The sequence below is a fragment of the Arthrobacter sp. MW3 TE3886 genome (assembly GCF_041262145.1).
Taxonomy (GTDB): Bacteria; Actinomycetota; Actinomycetes; order Actinomycetales; family Micrococcaceae; genus Arthrobacter.
On the sequence record NZ_JBGCAN010000001.1, the window covers coordinates 594262 to 610822 of the forward strand.

The following is a 16561-nucleotide window of genomic DNA, read 5'->3' on the forward strand; positions in this document are numbered from 1 at the left end:
CGGGCGGGGCGTTCCTTAGCCGGCGGCCGTCGCGGCGGTGCGCAGCCCGTGGACGAACTCAAGCTTGTCGATAACTGCGCCGGAAAGGACGAAGGGGTAGAGATCATCTTTCCCCATGCTGCGGTTGACCTGGTTCAGGGCAAGGGAGAGCGGCAGCCATTCGGTTTCCACACGTTCCTGGAAAGAGGTCCCCCGGGAACTGCTGGGGATGAGCCCGAATTCCCGGGCGGTGTCGAGGGTGTCGCAGATGTGAAGGTAATGGGCGAACGACTCCGCAAAGTCCTCGTAGGGGTGCATGGTTGCGTACTTTGAGATGAACCGTTCATTCCAGTCCGCCGGGGCGCCTTCGCTGTAGTGGCGGTCTACCTCTGCCTGGTAGTCCTTGGTGTCGTCGCCAAAGAGATGACGGGCCTCGCGCGTCCGTCCGTCATCGCTGAACACCAGCACCGTCTCAAAATAGTGCCCCACTTCATGCCGGAAATGCCCGAGCATCGTCCGGTACGGCTCATCGAGTTGGGTACGCATCCGTTCCCGATAGGCATCGTCGCTTTCGGCCAGATTGATGGTGATCACACCGTCAGCATGACCGATCACCACATTTTCCTTGACGCTGGACAACAGGTCGAAAGCCAGTCCCCCGTCAGGGTCTTCTGCGCGCGTGATGACCGGCAGGCCCAGCCCATCGAGCTCAGCAATGAGATGACGCTTGGCCCGCTCAGCCGCAACGAACTGCGATAGGCCTTTGGCGTCGCTGTCGTTGGGTCGAGTCCGCGTGAGTTCACAGCTGAAGCATTGACCGCCGCCCTCCGGGGCAAGCCAAGTGCAACCGGAAAGCAAAGAATTGGCGCACCGGTACCAGGTTGCTCCCGAATCATCGGTGTACTGTCCCTGATTGCCTGTCGCGACTATGGCGCGGGCGTTCCGCAGGTAGGCCAAGTCAGTTCCGCAGTGCAGGCAGACCGAATTTTCAAAGTACACACTCGAACCGCAGACACCGCAGGATTGTTTTTTCACTTCATGATCTTAGCCGCGGCCACCGGGCTTCACCCGTTGCCCGCCATGGCCCGGGCGTTAGCCGCTGAAATCACCGGCGTTCCGGCGGAAGGTGCCCAGGATCCGGATCAGCTGGTCCACGTCCTGGTCGCCGAAGCCGGACTGGCCGAAGACCTCGGAGTTCAGCACCGCCGTCGCCCGTTTGGCCAGGGCGCGCCCGTCGGAGGTGAGCTCGATCAAGGTGGTGCGGCCGTCTGTCGGGTGCGGCGAGCGGATCACCAGCCCGGCCTCCTGGAGCCGGTCCACGGCGTTGGTGACCGAGGTGGGATGGACCTGCAGCAGCGCGCTCGCCTTGTTCATGGGGAGCGCCCCGCTGCGGGCGAAGCTGAGCAACGCGAGCAGCTCGTACCGGGCAAAGGTGAGCCCGAACGGCTTGAGCACCGCCTCGATCCGGCCGAGCAGGATCTGCTGGGTCCGCATGATGGCGGTGATGGCGGCCATCGGGGCGGCGACGTCGGACCAGCCGTGGCGTTCCCAGTTCAGCCGGGCGTCGGCGATCGGATCTCGCGGCAGCGGTGTTCCCATCTTCAGCCCTGACCCTTGAGCCCGGGGAAATCGGAGTCGGAGTACTCGACGCCGAGGCCTTCCGGGACGGCCCCGCCGCCGTGGCGCACTTCCTCGCTGTGCCGCAGCTCCACGCGCCGGATCTTGCCGGAGATCGTCTTCGGGAGCTCGGCAAACTCCAGCCGGCGGATCCGCTTGAACGGCGCCAGGTGCTCCCGGCAGTACCGCAGGATGTCTTCCGCCAGCTCAGGTCCCGGCTGGTGCCCGGCCGCCAGGACCACAAACGCCTTCGGCACCGACAGTTTGAGCGGGTCAGGGGAGGGAACGACGGCGGCCTCCGCCACCGCCGGGTGCTCAATCAGCACGCTCTCCAGCTCGAACGGGGACAGCCGGTAGTCGGAGGACTTGAAGACGTCGTCGCCGCGGCCCACATACGTGATGATGCCGCGCTCGTCCCGGCTCGCAATGTCCCCTGTGTGGTAGTAGCCGTCACGGAACGCCTCCGCCGTCTTGTCCGGGTCGCCGTGGTACGCCTTCATGAGCCCCACGGGGCGGGGGTCGAGGCGCAGGCAGAGCTCGCCGTCGTCGGCCTCCTCACCAGTGGCGGGGTCCACAAGCACGACGTCGTAGCCGGGCAGCGGCCTGCCCATGGCGCCGATCTTGATCGGCTGTCCCGGTGTGTTCGCGATCTGCACGGTGGATTCGGTCTGCCCGAAGCCGTCCCGGATGGTCTGGCCCCACGCGCGGTGGACCTGGTCGATCACCTCGGCGTTGAGCGGCTCGCCGGCGGACACCACCTTGGTGGGCGGATTCTTCAGCAGGGTCAGGTCGGCCTGGATCAGCATCCGCCAGACCGTGGGCGGGGCGCAGAAACTCGTGACCCGCTCGCGGTCCATCTGCTCCATGAGCGCCCTGGCGTCGAAGCGTTCGTAGTTGTAGATGAACACGCACGCCTCGGCGATCCAGGGGGTGAACACATTGGACCAGGCGTGCTTGGCCCAGCCCGGCGAGGCCACGTTGAGGTGCACGTCGCCCGGTTCCATCCCGATCCAGAACATCGTGGACAGGTGTCCCACCGGGTAGGAGGTGTGCGTGTGTTCCACGAGTTTGGCCTTGGACGTGGTGCCCGAGGTGAAGTAGAGCAGGAGCGTCTCGTCGGCCAGGGTGGGGGCGTCCGGGGTGAAGTCCGCACCGGCCGCGGCCGCGTCGGCCCCGTAGTACTGCAAGGCATTGTCCTGGTCATTCTCCTGGGCAGCGGCGGCGGGGTCCCCGGCGCTGCCGCCGATTTCAATCAGCGTGTAGTCGCCGGCGACGTCGGCGAACTTCGCAATGTTGGCACTGCCGACGGCGGCCCAGGCCGCGCCGCCGCGCTCCACCCGGTCCTGGAGGTCGGCAGGTCCCATCAGTGTGGTGGTGGGAATCATGACGATGCCCAGCTTGATGCCGGCCAGCATGAGTTCCCAGAGTTCCACCTGGTTGCCGAGCATGATGATCATCCGGTCCCCGCGCCGCACACCCGCCCCGCGCAGCCAGTTGGCCACCTGGGACGAGCGCCGGGAGAGGTCCGCGAAGCTGCGCCGGGTCGCGGACCCGTCCTGTTCGACGATCACCAGCGCAGGCTTGTCGGCCTTGGCAGGGTCTGCGGCGAGCTGGTCGAACCAGTCGAGTGCGAAGTTGAACTCCTCGAAGCGGGGCCACTGGAATTCGCTGCGGGCGCCGTCGTAGTCCCCGCGCAGGGCCAGCAGCCGGTCCCGCGCGGCCCGGAATTCCTCAGTCACGGTCATGGTGCACCTTTCGAAGTCCTCTGGCGCTGCCGTTCCGGGCGGTCGGTGGCACGGCGCCGTTGCCTGGGATCCACCGGCCGGCAGTGCCTGCCTAGTGATCCCCGTCACTGTGCAATATACTAGGACATCCAAGGGTTTGGAAGGGCGGCGCTGCTCTGCAGGCGTTGCATGACGAAGGGATACGTGCCCGTGCAGCCACAAGGACGTGCCAGCGGACCGGTCGCGAGAGCGGAAAAAACAGCCGAAACAAACACGGAATCGGACACAGCCGTAAAAACAGCGGAAACAAACACCGGATCGAACGCCGCCGTTGCCGCACCGCAGCCGCCGTTTCCCGACGCCGACCTCATGTACATCGTGGACCTGCTGCCGCCGGACGAACAGCTCCGCTACCAGGAGGTCCGGGAATTCCTCCAGTCCCGGATCCGGGCCGCGTCGATCGACTACTGGAACCGCGAAGAGTTTCCCTTCGGACTGCTCGCCGAACTCGGCAAATACGGTCTGGGCGGGCTGCAAACGGACGGCACGTCCAAGCTCTTCAAGGGGCTCATGTACGTCGAGGTGGCCCGCGCCGACGTCTCCCTCTCGGCGCTCGTCGGCATCCACAACGAGCTGATCGTCGGCATGATCGACGAGCTGGGCTCGGCGGAACAGAAGGCACGCTGGCTCCCCGGCCTCACCGCGTTCACCCAGCTCGGGGCGTTCGCCCTGACGGAGCCGGACCACGGCTCGGACATCGCCGGCGGCCTGGAAACCACCGCACGGCTGGACGGCGACGAGTGGGTCATCAACGGCGCCAAGCGTTGGATCGGCGCCGGCACCATCGCGGACTTCGCCCTCGTTTGGGCCCGGGACGTCGCCGACCAGCACATCAAGGGCTTCATCGTGGAGACGGACCGGCCGGGCTACACCGCCACGAAGATCGCCAACAAGATCGGCCTGCGCATCATGCAGAACGCGGACATCGTCCTCGACGAGGTCCGCATCCCGGCGGCCAACCTGCTCCCCGGCGCCACCAGCTTCTCCAAGGCCAACGAGCTCCTGCGCGATTCGCGGGCCTGGGTGGGCTGGCAGGGTGCCGGCATCCAGCTGGCCGCGTTCGACGTCGCGCGCGCCTATTCGCTGCAGCGCCGCCAGTTCGGCAAGGAACTGGCCCGCTTCCAGCTCATCCAGCAGCAGCTCGCCGAGATCCTGGGCAACGCGACCGCCTCCCTGGCCCTGATGGCCCAGCTGGCGCGCATCCAGGAGGAGGGCAAGCTCGAGATGGTCCAGGCCGCCATGGCCAAAGCGACCACCACGCGGCTGGCGCGTGCCTCGGTGGCGATGGGCCGGTCCCTCATGGGCGGCAACGGCATCAGCAGCGACTACGAGATGGGCAAGCTCTTCGGCGACGCCGAGATCCTCTATACCTATGAGGGCAGCTACGAAATCAATTCACTGATCGTGGCGCGGGCCGTGACGGGAAAGTCCGCGTTCGTCTAGGCTCCCCGCGTCTGAGTGCCGTCCTGCGCCTGGCCTGCCTGGGTCTGCGCGGCCGGGCTGGCGTGGCCGTAGCGGGACGTGCGGTTGCGGCCGCCGTTCTTGGCCTCGTACAAGGCCCGGTCCGCGCAGTCCAGGAGCGAGCCGGCCGCGGCGTCGCTTTGCTCGCAGACTCCGGCGGAGATCGTCAGGAAACCAACGTCGCCGAACGGTTCTGACGCGATGGCCTCGCGGGCGCGTTCGGCGGCGCGCAGGGCCTCGGTGCCGTCCGTCTCCGGAAGCAGCCACACGAACTCCTCGCCGCCGAATCGGGCCACGATCTCCTCGGCGCGGGCGACCATCCGGAGCCTGGCCGCGACCTCCGCCAGGACCACGTCGCCCGTCAGGTGGCCGTGGGTGTCGTTGACCCTCTTGAAGTGGTCGATATCCAGGACGACGGCACTCAGGCGCGTGCCGCGGCTCGCGGCCTGCGCAACGTGTTCGGCGAGGTGCCGTTCCAGGGCCCGCCGGTTGGGCAGGCCGCTGAGGGCATCGGTGGTGGCCTGCTGCTCCAGGTCGGTCCGTGCCTCCGTGTTGCCGATGGCGATCTCGACGAGCTCCGCGAACTGGGCCAGCCGCTCCGTCATCGCTTCCGTGACCCCGGTGCGCGACTTCGAGGTCAGGCTCACCGCGCCCCACAGGCTGCCGCGGACCCTGATCGGTGCCGCCGCCGCGGACTGGAAGCCTCCGGCGCGCATCTGCTCCGCGGCCTGTCCGCCTTCCGCCCCGTAGACAACCAGGGCCGGTTTGCCGGTCACAGCCACCCGGACGGTGGCGGACTCGTCCGTCGGTGCGAAGATCTGCCGCCGGCTCAGCGTCGGCGGAAGCGTCGGCGCCATGGCGACGATTTCCGCCGAGGACGCGCCCGTGAACCGGACGACGGCGGCGGAATCGACGTTGAACAGGTCGCGGACAATCGCGGCCACCCTCTCGGAGATGGCTGCGGGGGCGGCGTTGCGGGCGACCTCGGTGGCTATCTCATGCAAAGCCTCCCAAACCTTTTGCTGCTGCAGGCGCTCGGTGATATCAACCGCCACCACCATGCCGGCCGCGGCCGCGTCGTCGGAGAAGACCGGCCCGGCGTTCAGCCGGTACGTGCGGTGGCCGATCTGCCGGTTCCATGACACGTCGCGGCCGGCGAGGGCCTCACGGTAGCGCGGCTCGAGCTCGCTGGCGAGATCGCCCTTGAGCACGTCCTGGATGCGCTGGCCTTCGAGTTCTTCCCTGCGGTAGCCGAACGTCTCCAGCTCCTGGCCTTCGGCGATCAGGTAGCGCAGCTCGGCGTCGAAGAGGAGGACGAAGACGCCGGGGACGCTTCGCGCCAGGGCACGGTACCGGTCCATGTCCTGTTGCCGGCGCCGGTCGGCCAGCACCCGCCCGGTGATGTCCGTGACCACGACGAAGAAGCCCTGCACCGCGCCGTCCTGGGAATCGGGGGTGTAAGTCACCTCGGTGAACCGGGACTGGCCCGCGGCATCCACCAGGGTCCGGTCAAACTGCTGCGGCTCCCCGGCGAGCGCCCCTTCGATGTGCGGCCGGTTGGCCTCGAAAACGGTCTCGCCGAGCACGTCCCGGACGTGCATGCCGTGAAGCTGCCGGGGCGCGAACCCGAACCACTCGCAGTAGGCGTCATTGGCCAGGCGGTTGCGGAGTCCCGTGTCCCAATAGCCCACCATGGCCGGGATCCCGTTGAGGACGGCGCGCAGCTGCGCCGGAATCTCCGGCAACGGCGATGTGCCGGCATCGTCCCTGTTGAGCGGGCTACGTTTAGTCATTGCCCCAGTATCCATGCCGTACGCGGCATACGAAAACCATCAGGGCATGAACCGGTAGCCGATGCCGGCCTCGGTGAGCAAATGCCGCGGGCTGGCGGTGTCCGGCTCCAGTTTGCGTCGCAGCTGAGCTATGTAGACCCTGAGGTAGTTGGTCTCTTTCGCGTAGGCCGGACCCCAGACCCTGGAGAGCAACTGCTGCTGGGTGATGAGTTTTTCCGGATTCCGGACCAGAACCTCCAGAATCTTCCATTCCGTGGGGGTCAGGCGGACATCCGCGCCGTCCCTGGTCACCCGGTGCTTGGCCAGGTCCACGGTGAAGGCATCGGTCCGGACCACGGCTTCGAGCTCCGGTTCGACGCTGCGGCGCAGCAGGGCCCTGAGCCGGGCCAGGAGCTCGTCCAGGCCGAACGGTTTGGTGATGTAGTCATCCGCGCCGGCGTCGAGAGCTTCGACTTTGTCTTCGGAGCCGTGCCTTGCGGACAGCACCAGGACGGGCACGCTGCTGAATCCGCGGAGCTCCTTGATCACAGCCGTGCCGTCCAGATCCGGCAGGCCGAGGTCCAGGATCACCACCGAAGGCGGCCCCTGCCTGGCCTGCAGCAGCGCAGACCGGCCGTCCGCCGATGTGGCGACCTCATAGCCATGGGCCTGCAGGGTGATGCGCAGTGCACGCAGCAGGTGCGGGTCGTCGTCAACCACCAGGACGGCGGTCATGTTGCGTCCGGCGAGGAAACCGACGACGCCGACGGCGACGCCGGCGCTGGCAGGTGGCGGCGACCGGTCAGCGCCGCTTGGGGCTCCAACAGGTCCCCGCCGGGACGGGCATCGAAGGGCTCTCCGGTGGAGAGCGGGAGGGTAATCACCATGGTCAGGCCGCCGCCTGGCGTCGGCTCCGCCGCGAGCCGTCCGGTCATCGCCTCGGTGAATCCCTTTGCCACGGCCAATCCCAGCCCGACGCCGGCGGCCTGGGCGGAGTCGTCGAGGCGCTGGAACGGGCGGAACATGTCCAGGACCCGTTCCGCGGGGATGCCCCGGCCGTGGTCGATGATGCGCAGCTCTCCGGCGGGCCGCCCGTCGAGCACGGCCGGACTGAGCCCGCCAGCGGCCCCGGCCACCACAATGTCTGAATCCGGGGCGTACTTGACTGCGTTCTCGACGATGTTCGCGACGACGCGCTCCAGCATGCCCTGATCGGCATCAATCTCGGGCATGTTGGCCGGAAGCTCCACCCGCACCCGGCCCGGAGGGATGCCGTGCAGTGCGCCGGGGATGACTTCATACCAGCGGAGGGGGTGTAGCTGGGGACTGACTGACTCGGACGTGAGACGGGACATGTCCAGCAGATTGCCGACCAGCACTTCGAGCCGGTCGGAGCATTCCTCGATCGTGGCCAGCAGTTCCTGCTCTTCCTGCGGGGTATAGGGGACACCGTTCTGCCGGAGACCGCCGACGGCGAGCTTGATCCCGGCCAGCGGCGTCCGGAGATCGTGCGAGACTGCGCGGAGGATGGAGGTGCGCATGCTGTTGCTCTCGGCCAGGCGCATCATTTCGCGCCTGCTGGCCACGAGGTGCTGGCGCTCCAGCTGAGCGGCCAGGTGCACACCGAAAGCCGCGAGGAGCCGCCGGTCACTGGCCGGGAGGATCCGTCCGTAGAGAACCAGCCGGGTGGCGGAGTCGATCTCCTCGACGTTTTCGCGGTCGGGACTTTCTCCGGTTGCCGGGTCGGGCCCCTCCGGGTCGGGCGCCTCCGGGGCCGGCCGCAGTGTCGGAGCCGGAACCTCGCCCGCGGACGCCAGGACCCGCCAGGTTCCGTCGCCGTCATCGCCCCGGCGGAGAAGAGCCGTCCCGCGGACCTGGAAGACTGTCCTGGCCTGGTTGAGCAGCGATTGGACGGTGTCCTCGGAGCCGGCCGCCCCGCGGGTGAGATCACTGAGTGTGGTGGCCTCGGCCGTGGCCCGGGCGGCCTCCTTCGAACGGCGGGCGGACAGGTCCACCACCATTGCTACCGCCGACGACACCCCGAGGAAAACGAAGAGCGCCAGGACGTTCTGCGGATCGCTGATGATCAGGTTGCCGGTCGGTGGCGTGGAGAAATAGTTCACCAGCAGGCTGCTCCACAGGGCTGCCAGGACCGCCGGCCACAGCCCGCCCACCAGCGCGACCGCCACGGAGCCGCTCAGCTGGACGAGCATGGCGGTGGCGACGCTGTGCTCCGGATTCACGAAGACCAGCAGCAGTTGCAGCAGCGCAGGCAGGAGCACCGCCAGGATCAGGCCCACCGCGATCCGGACCCGGCCAAGGTCGCCGGGACGCGGCCATCCCGTGCCCCGGGCCCCGAGCGGGTGGGAGACCATATGGACATCGATGTCCCCGGAGTCCCGGACCACCCGGGTGCCCACTCCGCCGCCCAGGAGGCCGCCCAGCAGGCCCGCGAGGTTTTTGTGCCGCGAGATGCCGACCACGATTTGGGTGGCGTTGACGCTGCGGGCAAAGTCCAGCAGCGCGGCCGCCGGGTCTTCTCCGGCCACAATGTGGTAGCTGCCGCCCAGGTCCTGGATCAGCCGCCGTTGCTGTTCGAGCGCCTGCGGTGATTCCGAGGCAACCTGATCGGCGGCCCGGACATGGACGGCCAGGAGATCTCCCCCGCTGACGCGGGTCAGGATGCGTGCCCCACGCCGGATGAGTGCCTCGCCCTCAGGGCCCCCAGCCAGGCCCACGACGATGCGCTCGCGGGCCGGCCAGCTGTCCTGGATCCCGTTCTCGGCGCGGTATTTTGCCAGCCCTTCGTCCACCCGGTCAGCGAGCCACAGCAGGGTGAGCTCGCGGAGCGCGCCCAGGTTGCCCAGCCGGAAATAGTTGGACAGGTTCGCATCGATCTTGTCCGCGGCGTAAATCTTGCCCTCGCTCAACCGCTGGCGCAACAGGTCAGGCGGTATATCGACCAGATCGATCTGGTCGGCGCGGCGCACGATGTCATCCGGCACCGTCTCCGCCTGCCGGACGTCGGTGACGGCTCGGACCACGTCGCCAAGGGACGCCAGATCATGGATGTTGACCGTGGACAGGACATTGATCCCGGCGCTGAGGAGTTCGTCGACGTCCTGCCAGCGCTTCTGGTTGCGGCCGCCGGGGACGTTGGAGTGGGCGTATTCGTCCACTACCGCAGTCTCGGGGGCCCGGGCCAGGACCGCGTCCAGATCCATTTCCTCGTACTCGTAACCCCCGTGCCTCAGGCGGCGGGGCGGAATGACTTCGAGTCCCGCCAGGAGCGCCTGCGTTTCGCTGCGACCGTGGTCCGTCGCCAGCGCCACGGCAACGTCCTCGCCGCGCCCGCCGAGGCGGTGGGCTTCCTCCAGCATTTCGTAGGTCTTGCCCACTCCGGGCGCGGCCCCCAGGAAGATCCGCAACGTTCCACGTGCCATGCCGTCATTCTGTCACTTGGAGGCGACGACGGCGACGCGGCGGGAACCCGGACCGGCACCAGAAACGCCGGGATTGAGGGCCGCGTTAAGGAAGCATCAGGATTGTTCGCCGGACGGCCGCAGCGGCTGCGGAGACTGGTACTGTCGCGGACGGAAGCGGCGCGGTGCGCCGCGTGGAAAGGACATCATGACCACCCTCAGCCGGCCTCCGGCAGACCCGTCAGCGCCCCGGCCCGGAGCCGGGGAGCACTTCAGGAACTGGCTCCTGTTCGGCCTGCAGGACGCCAAGGGAATCCACCAGGGGCCCGGGGCCGTGAGCGACAGCCACCTGAAAAAGCACACGTGGTGGCAGGTCATGTGCCTGACCGGCGTGGACTACTTCTCCACCCTCGGCTACCAGCCCGCCATCGCCGCGCTCGCGGCCGGGGTGATTTCGCCGCTGGCCACCCTGGTCCTGGTCGCCGTGACCCTGTTGGGCGCGCTGCCGGTGTACCGCCGGGTGGCCGGCGAGAGCCCTCGCGGCGAAGGGTCCATCGCCATGCTGGAGCGGCTGTTGCCGCGCTGGGGCGGGAAACTGCTCGTCCTGGTGCTGCTGGGTTTCGCGGCCACCGACTTCATGATCACCATGACGCTTTCCGCCGCGGACGCTACAGCGCACGCGATCGAGAATCCGTTCGCCCCCGCCTGGATGCAGGGCCAGAACGTCGCGGTCACGCTGTTCCTGCTGGCCCTGCTTGCCGCCGTGTTCCTGCGCGGCTTCAAGGAGGCGATCGGCGTCGCCGTCGTCCTGGTGGGCATTTACCTCGGGCTGAACGTCGTCGTGGTCATCACAACGATCATCGAGGTCCTGCAGCACCCGGTGGCGGTCGACAACTGGTGGCTTGCCCTGACCACCCAGCACGGGAGCCCGCTGATGGTGGTGGGCATCGCGCTGCTCGTCTTCCCCAAGCTGGCCCTGGGCCTGTCCGGGTTCGAGACCGGCGTCGCTGTGATGCCGCAGATCCGCGGCCACGCCACGGACACCGAGGAGAACCCCCAGGGCCGGATCAAGGGTGCCCGCCGGCTGCTGACGACGGCGGCCCTCATCATGAGCGCGTTCCTCGTCACCACGAGCTTCACCACGGTGGTCCTGATCCCGGCGCAGGAATTCCAGCCCGGCGGGCAGGCGAACGGGCGCGCCCTGGCTTACCTCGCGCACGAATACCTGGGAAACGGATTCGGCACTGTCTATGACCTGAGCACCATCGGCATCCTGTGGTTCGCGGGCGCCTCCGCCATGGCCGGGCTGCTGAACCTCGTACCGCGCTATCTGCCCCGGTATGGCATGGCTCCAGAATGGGCCCGTGCGGTCAGGCCGCTGGTCCTGGTGTTCACGCTGGTGGGGTTCCTGATCACCTGGCTGTTCGACGCCGACGTCGATGCCCAGGGCGGTGCCTACGCCACCGGCGTCCTGGTCCTGATGACGTCGGCGGCGATTGCCGTGACGCTGTCGGCGCGCAGCCACCGGCAGCGCAAGCGCAGCGTCGGCTTCGGCATCATCGCCGTCGTGTTCATCTACACCACGGTGGCCAACATCTTCGAGCGGCCCGAAGGCATCCGGATCGCCGCGTTCTTTATCCTCGGGATCATCGTGATCTCCCTGCTCTCGCGCGTCCGGCGCTCCTTCGAACTCCACGCCACCCATGTCCACATGGACCGGAAGGCTCTGGAGTTCATGTCCGCCAACGTGGACGGCCCGATCGCGATCATCGCCCACGAACCGCTCCGGCTGAGCCCTGAGGCATACCGGGACAAGCTGACGTCCGCGATCGAGGTCAGCCACCTTCCGGTCGACTACCAGGCCTTGTTCCTGGAGGTCGTGGTGGATGACTCCTCGGACTTCGAGACCGCGCTGGAGGTCCGCGGGGTCACCCGGCACGGGTACCAGATCCTGGAGGTCCACGGCCCTGTCGTTCCGAACACGATCGCCTCGGTGCTGCTGCACATCCGCGACGTCACAGGGCTGATGCCGCACATCTACTTCCGCTGGACGGAGGGAAATCCGTTCACCAACCTCCTGCGGTTCCTGGCCTTCGGCGAGGGCGAGATCGCCCCGGTGACGCGCGAAGTACTGCGCGAGGCGGAGCCGGACGTCACGCGGCGTCCGTGGGTGCACGTCGGCTGACACCGCGCCCGGCAGCAGGGCCGGCAAACACAAACGTCCCGAACACAAACGCCTAGAGCACAAACGCCCCTCCGGAGGAATCCTCCGGAGGGGCGTTGTGGTCTTCGGGGAAAGTGTCCCGGCCAAGCGGCCGGGGCTTTTTCCGGAGTACTTAGAGCGGGCGGATGTTCTCAGCCTGCGGACCCTTCGGGCCCTGCGTGACGTCGAATTCAACCTTCTGGTTCTCGTCCAGCGAGCGGTAGCCGCTGGTAGCGATTGCCGAGTAGTGGGCGAAAACGTCGGCCGACCCGTCATCCGGGGCAATGAAGCCAAAACCCTTTTCGGCGTTGAACCATTTAACTGTGCCTGTAGCCATGCCTTTATCCTTCTGAAATGCTGCTGATCTCCGGCGGCCATAAGGCCAACGGCTGCGGAGACATTCGTCCGCTGTCCCCAACGTACGGTGCGACGGGCCGCGGTGCAAGGGTCTGACGGGGGTCTTCGTCCCGAACCGGCCGCTTTCGTCAGGCCGAGACGGTGGCGTCGAACAGCGCAATCAGGTCCCGGCTGATCTGGTACGGCGAGGTCTCGGACGGGCTGTGGCCCCCGCGGTAGACCGAAATCCGCGCACCGATCGACTGCGCGAAGCTCCGATGCAACGCCAGCGGCCAGAGGTCATGTTCGCCGACTGCGACAAGCTTCGGCAGTGTCGCGGCCGCCAGCACCCGCCGCAGATCCGGGGTGCGCTTCATAAGGCCGATGATGTCTACCACCGAGGCGCGGCGCGTGAACGCGAACCGGCTCCTGACGAACCGCAGCCGCTGCGGCGCCACCCGCGCAATATTCCTGCGGATACCCCAAATCATTAAAGCGGTGCCGACCCTGGAGTTGACCCAACAGCTGATCCAGCCTGCCAGGCGCACGTAGCGGAGGCTCTGGCCCGGCTCCGGCGGGCAGCTGATCAAGGTCAGGCTGCGGAACTTTTCTGGCCGCTGGGCGAACGCCAGTTGGGCAACTACCGCCGCGAAGGAGTACCCCACGACGTGCACCGCGCCTTCTGCGGTGTCCAGCATGGCCAGGAGATCGTCGCGGAACAGCTCGTAGTCGTAGCAGTTCCGGGGCGGAACGAGGTTTTCGGGCCCGGCCTGGGCGGATTCATACTGCCCGGCGATGTCGCAGCTGAGGACGAAATAGCCGGCCGCGGCGAGCTCGGGCAGCATGAGAATGAAGTCTTCCTTGGAGCCGGTTGCGCCCGGGACGAGCACGACGCGCGGCTTCCCGGGATCTCCTGCAGCGATCGTCGCCAGGGTCCCGCTCGGTGCCTCGAACACACCGCGCATCACGCCTTCCGGAAGGACGGCCCAATCGAAGTCGGGCAACGCGGCGTCCCGGCGGGCGGCATCGTCCACCAGCCCCGAACCAAAGCCCTCGGGAACCTGGCCGCCCTGTGCGTTACTGCCGGCAGACACCATCTATCTAACATAGCCCCCTGCTGGCGGCGTGGCGGAGGTCCCGCCGCAATTGGACGGCCGGCACCGGCACAGCACCGGCACAGTCCGGAGGTTCAGGCTCAGCCAGCCAGGCTGCCGGCGGCCGTCGCGGGGGAGAGCGGGGCATCCACCTGCCGCACCGTTCCGGCCGATCCGTCCACGGTCACGGTCTCTCCGGTCCGTAAACGGGTGGTCGCGTCCGGCACGCCCACCACCGCCGGGATGCCGTATTCGCGGGCCACCACGGCGCCATGCGAGATCACCCCGCCCATTTCCATCACCAGGGCGCCGGCTGTCATGAACAGCGGCGTCCAGCCGGGGTCGGTGGAGGGGGCCACGAGGATTTCCCCGGGCTCGAGGTGCGCGCCCACCGGATCCAGGATGACCCGGACCGTTCCGGTGGCGCTGCCGGCCGACGCCGGAGTCCCGGTGAGGGCGTCGGAAGCGGGGGACTTGGCCATTACCGCGGCCTCCACATCCGTGCCATCGGAGAGCAGTACCCGGGGAATCCGGCGCCGGCGCAGTTCGACGTCGTAGAGCCGGCGGCGATCCGCCACGACACCTCTGAGATCCGCACCCCGCAGACCCACGCGGACCTCGTCGAATTCCAGGAAAAACACGTCGTCCACGGCGGCGATCGCTCCGGACCGGGCCAGTTCGGCGCCGACTACTTTGAGTTGGCGGCGCATTTCCGCGAGCGTGAGGATGATGTAGAACTTGGGCAGTTCGCGCAGTCCGGACAACTCGCGGGTCCGGCGCAGGCAGAACTCCACCAGCCGGGCGCGGATCCGGCTCCGGACCCTGGTCCGTTCCACCAGGCTGCGGATCCTGGCCTCGGCATGTTCCTCCGCGCGGGCAAACTGCCGGTCGGGCGCCTGCTCTGGATCCTCGACATGGAGATAGTTGGAAATCATGCCGAGGATGTGGTCCGGCTTCTCCGACCACCGTGGCATGCCAAGGTCTATCTCCGCCACGGCGCGGTGGCCGTAGCGGTCCAGGAATCCATGCAGACCGGTCTGCGCCACCGCCGGCAGCGCGCCGGCGGCGTACATGGCGGCCAGTTCGCCGGGTCCGTGGGCCAGGAACACCTCGCGGGACGCGTCATTCGCGCGGATCGTGACGGCCAGTTGCCAGAGCTCGAGGTCCATCTCGGTGGTGACGTTGTTGGGCAGCCCCCGCAATACCGCCTCGAGTTCCCGCGGTTCCGCGATGCCCCGCAGCAGCCGGCGGGCGGCGGCAAGGAGCAGGTAACCAACGGACGGCCCGGGCAGTGTTGCCGGGATCAGCTCGTCCGTGGTGCGCGCCAGGATGCGCACGACGTGGTCCAGCCGGCCGAAGGCGGTGGCGGGTTCGGGCAGGACCAGCTGCGCCTCGAGCCGCTTGCCGTAGTCGAAGGCGTGGCGCAGTTCGGCGGAGGGCCGTACCGCGGCCCGCAGCATGGACGGAATCACCCGGACGATCAGAGCCAGATTGGCTATGTTGTCCGTACGGCGGGCTGCAGCGGGGCCCATCCCCGTCTTTGCCGGGGCTGGCGTTCCCGCGCCGCCGGCACGCGCCGTGCGCCGCGGCCGTTCTCGGACGCCGAACCGTGGATCGTCGAGGAGTGCCGGAAAAACCGCGCCCGACCGCCCGTCCGCCAGCGGGAGCATCCGCAGCAGATAGCGGCGGCCGTATTTATTGCGCACCATGGGTGTCATGTCGACATACATGCGCAGCCCCGGGTTGACGTACAGCCACGGCCCCTTGCCGTTCCGCATTGAGCCCAGTACGTAAAGCCCCATCGGGGTGAGCGGCCGGGTCAGGCCTTGGAGCAAGGTGCCGCACAGGTACACGCGGGTGTCTGTGGCGGCCCCTGCCTCCGCGCCCAGGGGTTCGGGCGCGGCGGGGTCCGGCAACGGATACAACGTGGTGATGGGCCGCGACTGGGTCACCCAGATCCTGCCCGCGACGTCGATCACCCATTCCACATCCTGGGGTGCACCGAACAGCTGCTGGACGGTATCGCCCAGGGCCGTGAGTTCGCGGATCCGGGCGTCGTCCAGGCTCGGCCGCCGCCGGCCCGCGGTCCCCTTCGGTGAACGGAGGAGGATGCGTCCCGTGGCCGTATCCACGACGAAATGGTCCGGGTTCACGCTGCCGGAGACCACCGCCTGGCCGGGCCCGGCGCTCGCATCGATGACCGTTTCGGTCCGGGTGCCTGTCACGGGATTGGCGGTGAAGAGCACGCCGGCGCTGGTGGCGGTGATCAGGTCCTGGACGACGACGGCGAGCCCCACCTCACGGTGGCTGATCCCGTTGGCGGCGCGGTAGGCCACGGCCCGTTCGGTCCAGAGCGAGGCCCAGCAGCGCCGGGCAGACTCGACGACGGCGTCTGCTCCGGAGATGTTGAGGAAGGAATCCTGCTGGCCGGCGAAGCTGGCGAAGGGCAGGTCCTCGGCGGTGGCGGAGGATCTGACTGCCACTGTGGCCCGGCTGCCCAGCGCGGCATACGCGCCGCGGAGGGCGGCATCGACGTCGGCGGGAATCGGCGCGGTCACGATCATTTCCCGCGCCTGCCGGGCCAGTTCGCCCAAGTCTGGTCCGGGCTGGGCCGACCCGGGGCGGCCTGGTTCGCCGTCGTCTGGTTCGCCGTCGTTCGACGAGCCGTACTGCGCAGTGTCCAGCCGGGCTGCCAGCGCGTCCAGTTCGGCCGGGGCCGCCTTTCGGTAGGCAACCGTGGTGAGGCAGAATCCGCGGGGTACGCGGAACCCTGCGGCCGTGAGCTTGCCGAGGTTCAGGGCCTTTCCGCCCACGAGCGGCAGGGGAGCGGAGCCCAGTTCGCTGAGATCCATGACGAGACTTTCCGGCGCCCTGCCATCTGCAGAACCCATTT

Annotated in this window: 11 protein-coding genes; 2 read left to right on the top strand and 9 right to left on the bottom strand. The window is 68.0% G+C overall.

The features are described 5' to 3' along the window. Positions 1-15: 15 nt before the first annotated feature. From ABH915_RS02825 to ABH915_RS02835, 3 genes are read right to left on the bottom strand one after another with little or no spacing between them, the layout of a single operon-like run. Entirely contained in the window at positions 16-1014 is a 999-nt protein-coding gene (locus ABH915_RS02825; protein ID WP_370117543.1) for a putative zinc-binding metallopeptidase, read from the bottom strand. 57 nt (positions 1015-1071) lie between these two features. After that, complete coding sequence (locus tag ABH915_RS02830) at positions 1072-1578, bottom strand: MarR family winged helix-turn-helix transcriptional regulator (protein WP_018775963.1); 507 nt, start codon at positions 1576-1578, stop codon at positions 1072-1074. A gap of 2 nt (positions 1579-1580) precedes the next feature. Next, positions 1581-3341: an AMP-binding protein gene (locus ABH915_RS02835; RefSeq protein ID WP_370117546.1), complete on the bottom strand. Its 1761-nt coding sequence runs from the start codon at positions 3339-3341 to the stop codon at positions 1581-1583. A 168-nt stretch (positions 3342-3509) separates the two neighbouring features. On the opposite strand from ABH915_RS02835, the gene ABH915_RS02840 reads away from it, so the two are divergent. Then, positions 3510-4823: an acyl-CoA dehydrogenase family protein gene (locus ABH915_RS02840; RefSeq protein ID WP_370117549.1), complete on the top strand. Its 1314-nt coding sequence runs from the start codon at positions 3510-3512 to the stop codon at positions 4821-4823. On the opposite strand, the gene ABH915_RS02845 is transcribed toward ABH915_RS02840, so the two are convergent. The 3 genes from ABH915_RS02845 to ABH915_RS02855 are packed head-to-tail and all read right to left on the bottom strand — an operon-like array spanning position 4820 to position 10056. Then, the gene (locus tag ABH915_RS02845) at positions 4820-6634 is read right to left on the bottom strand and encodes a diguanylate cyclase (RefSeq protein ID WP_370117551.1); all 1815 of its coding nucleotides are present in this window, start codon (positions 6632-6634) and stop codon (positions 4820-4822) included. The two genes, ABH915_RS02840 and ABH915_RS02845, sit on opposite strands and share 4 nt — an antisense overlap. A 39-nt stretch (positions 6635-6673) precedes the next feature. After that, positions 6674-7348, bottom strand: a complete 675-nt coding sequence (locus ABH915_RS02850; RefSeq protein ID WP_370117554.1) for a response regulator — start codon at positions 7346-7348, stop codon at positions 6674-6676. Further along, a complete protein-coding gene (locus ABH915_RS02855; RefSeq protein ID WP_370117557.1) occupies positions 7345-10056 on the bottom strand; it encodes a DUF4118 domain-containing protein in 2712 nt (903 codons plus the stop codon). The genes ABH915_RS02850 and ABH915_RS02855 overlap by 4 nt, the downstream gene beginning before the upstream one ends. A gap of 187 nt (positions 10057-10243) precedes the next feature. Between ABH915_RS02855 and ABH915_RS02860 the strand changes: the two genes are divergently transcribed. Beyond that, positions 10244-12220: an amino acid transporter gene (locus ABH915_RS02860; RefSeq protein ID WP_370117560.1), complete on the top strand. Its 1977-nt coding sequence runs from the start codon at positions 10244-10246 to the stop codon at positions 12218-12220. Between the two features lie 151 nt (positions 12221-12371). Here the strand turns inward: ABH915_RS02860 and ABH915_RS02865 are convergent, their stop codons facing one another. From ABH915_RS02865 to ABH915_RS02875, 3 genes are all read right to left on the bottom strand, one after another. Further along, complete coding sequence (locus ABH915_RS02865) at positions 12372-12575, bottom strand: cold-shock protein (RefSeq protein WP_009357211.1); 204 nt, start codon at positions 12573-12575, stop codon at positions 12372-12374. Between the two features lie 148 nt (positions 12576-12723). Then, positions 12724-13671, bottom strand: a complete 948-nt coding sequence (locus tag ABH915_RS02870) for an alpha/beta fold hydrolase (protein WP_370117566.1) — start codon at positions 13669-13671, stop codon at positions 12724-12726. 98 nt (positions 13672-13769) lie between these two features. After that, positions 13770-16520, bottom strand: coding sequence for a PEP/pyruvate-binding domain-containing protein (locus ABH915_RS02875; RefSeq protein WP_370117569.1), 2751 nt, complete (start codon positions 16518-16520; stop codon positions 13770-13772). Positions 16521-16561: the final 41 nt, after the last annotated feature.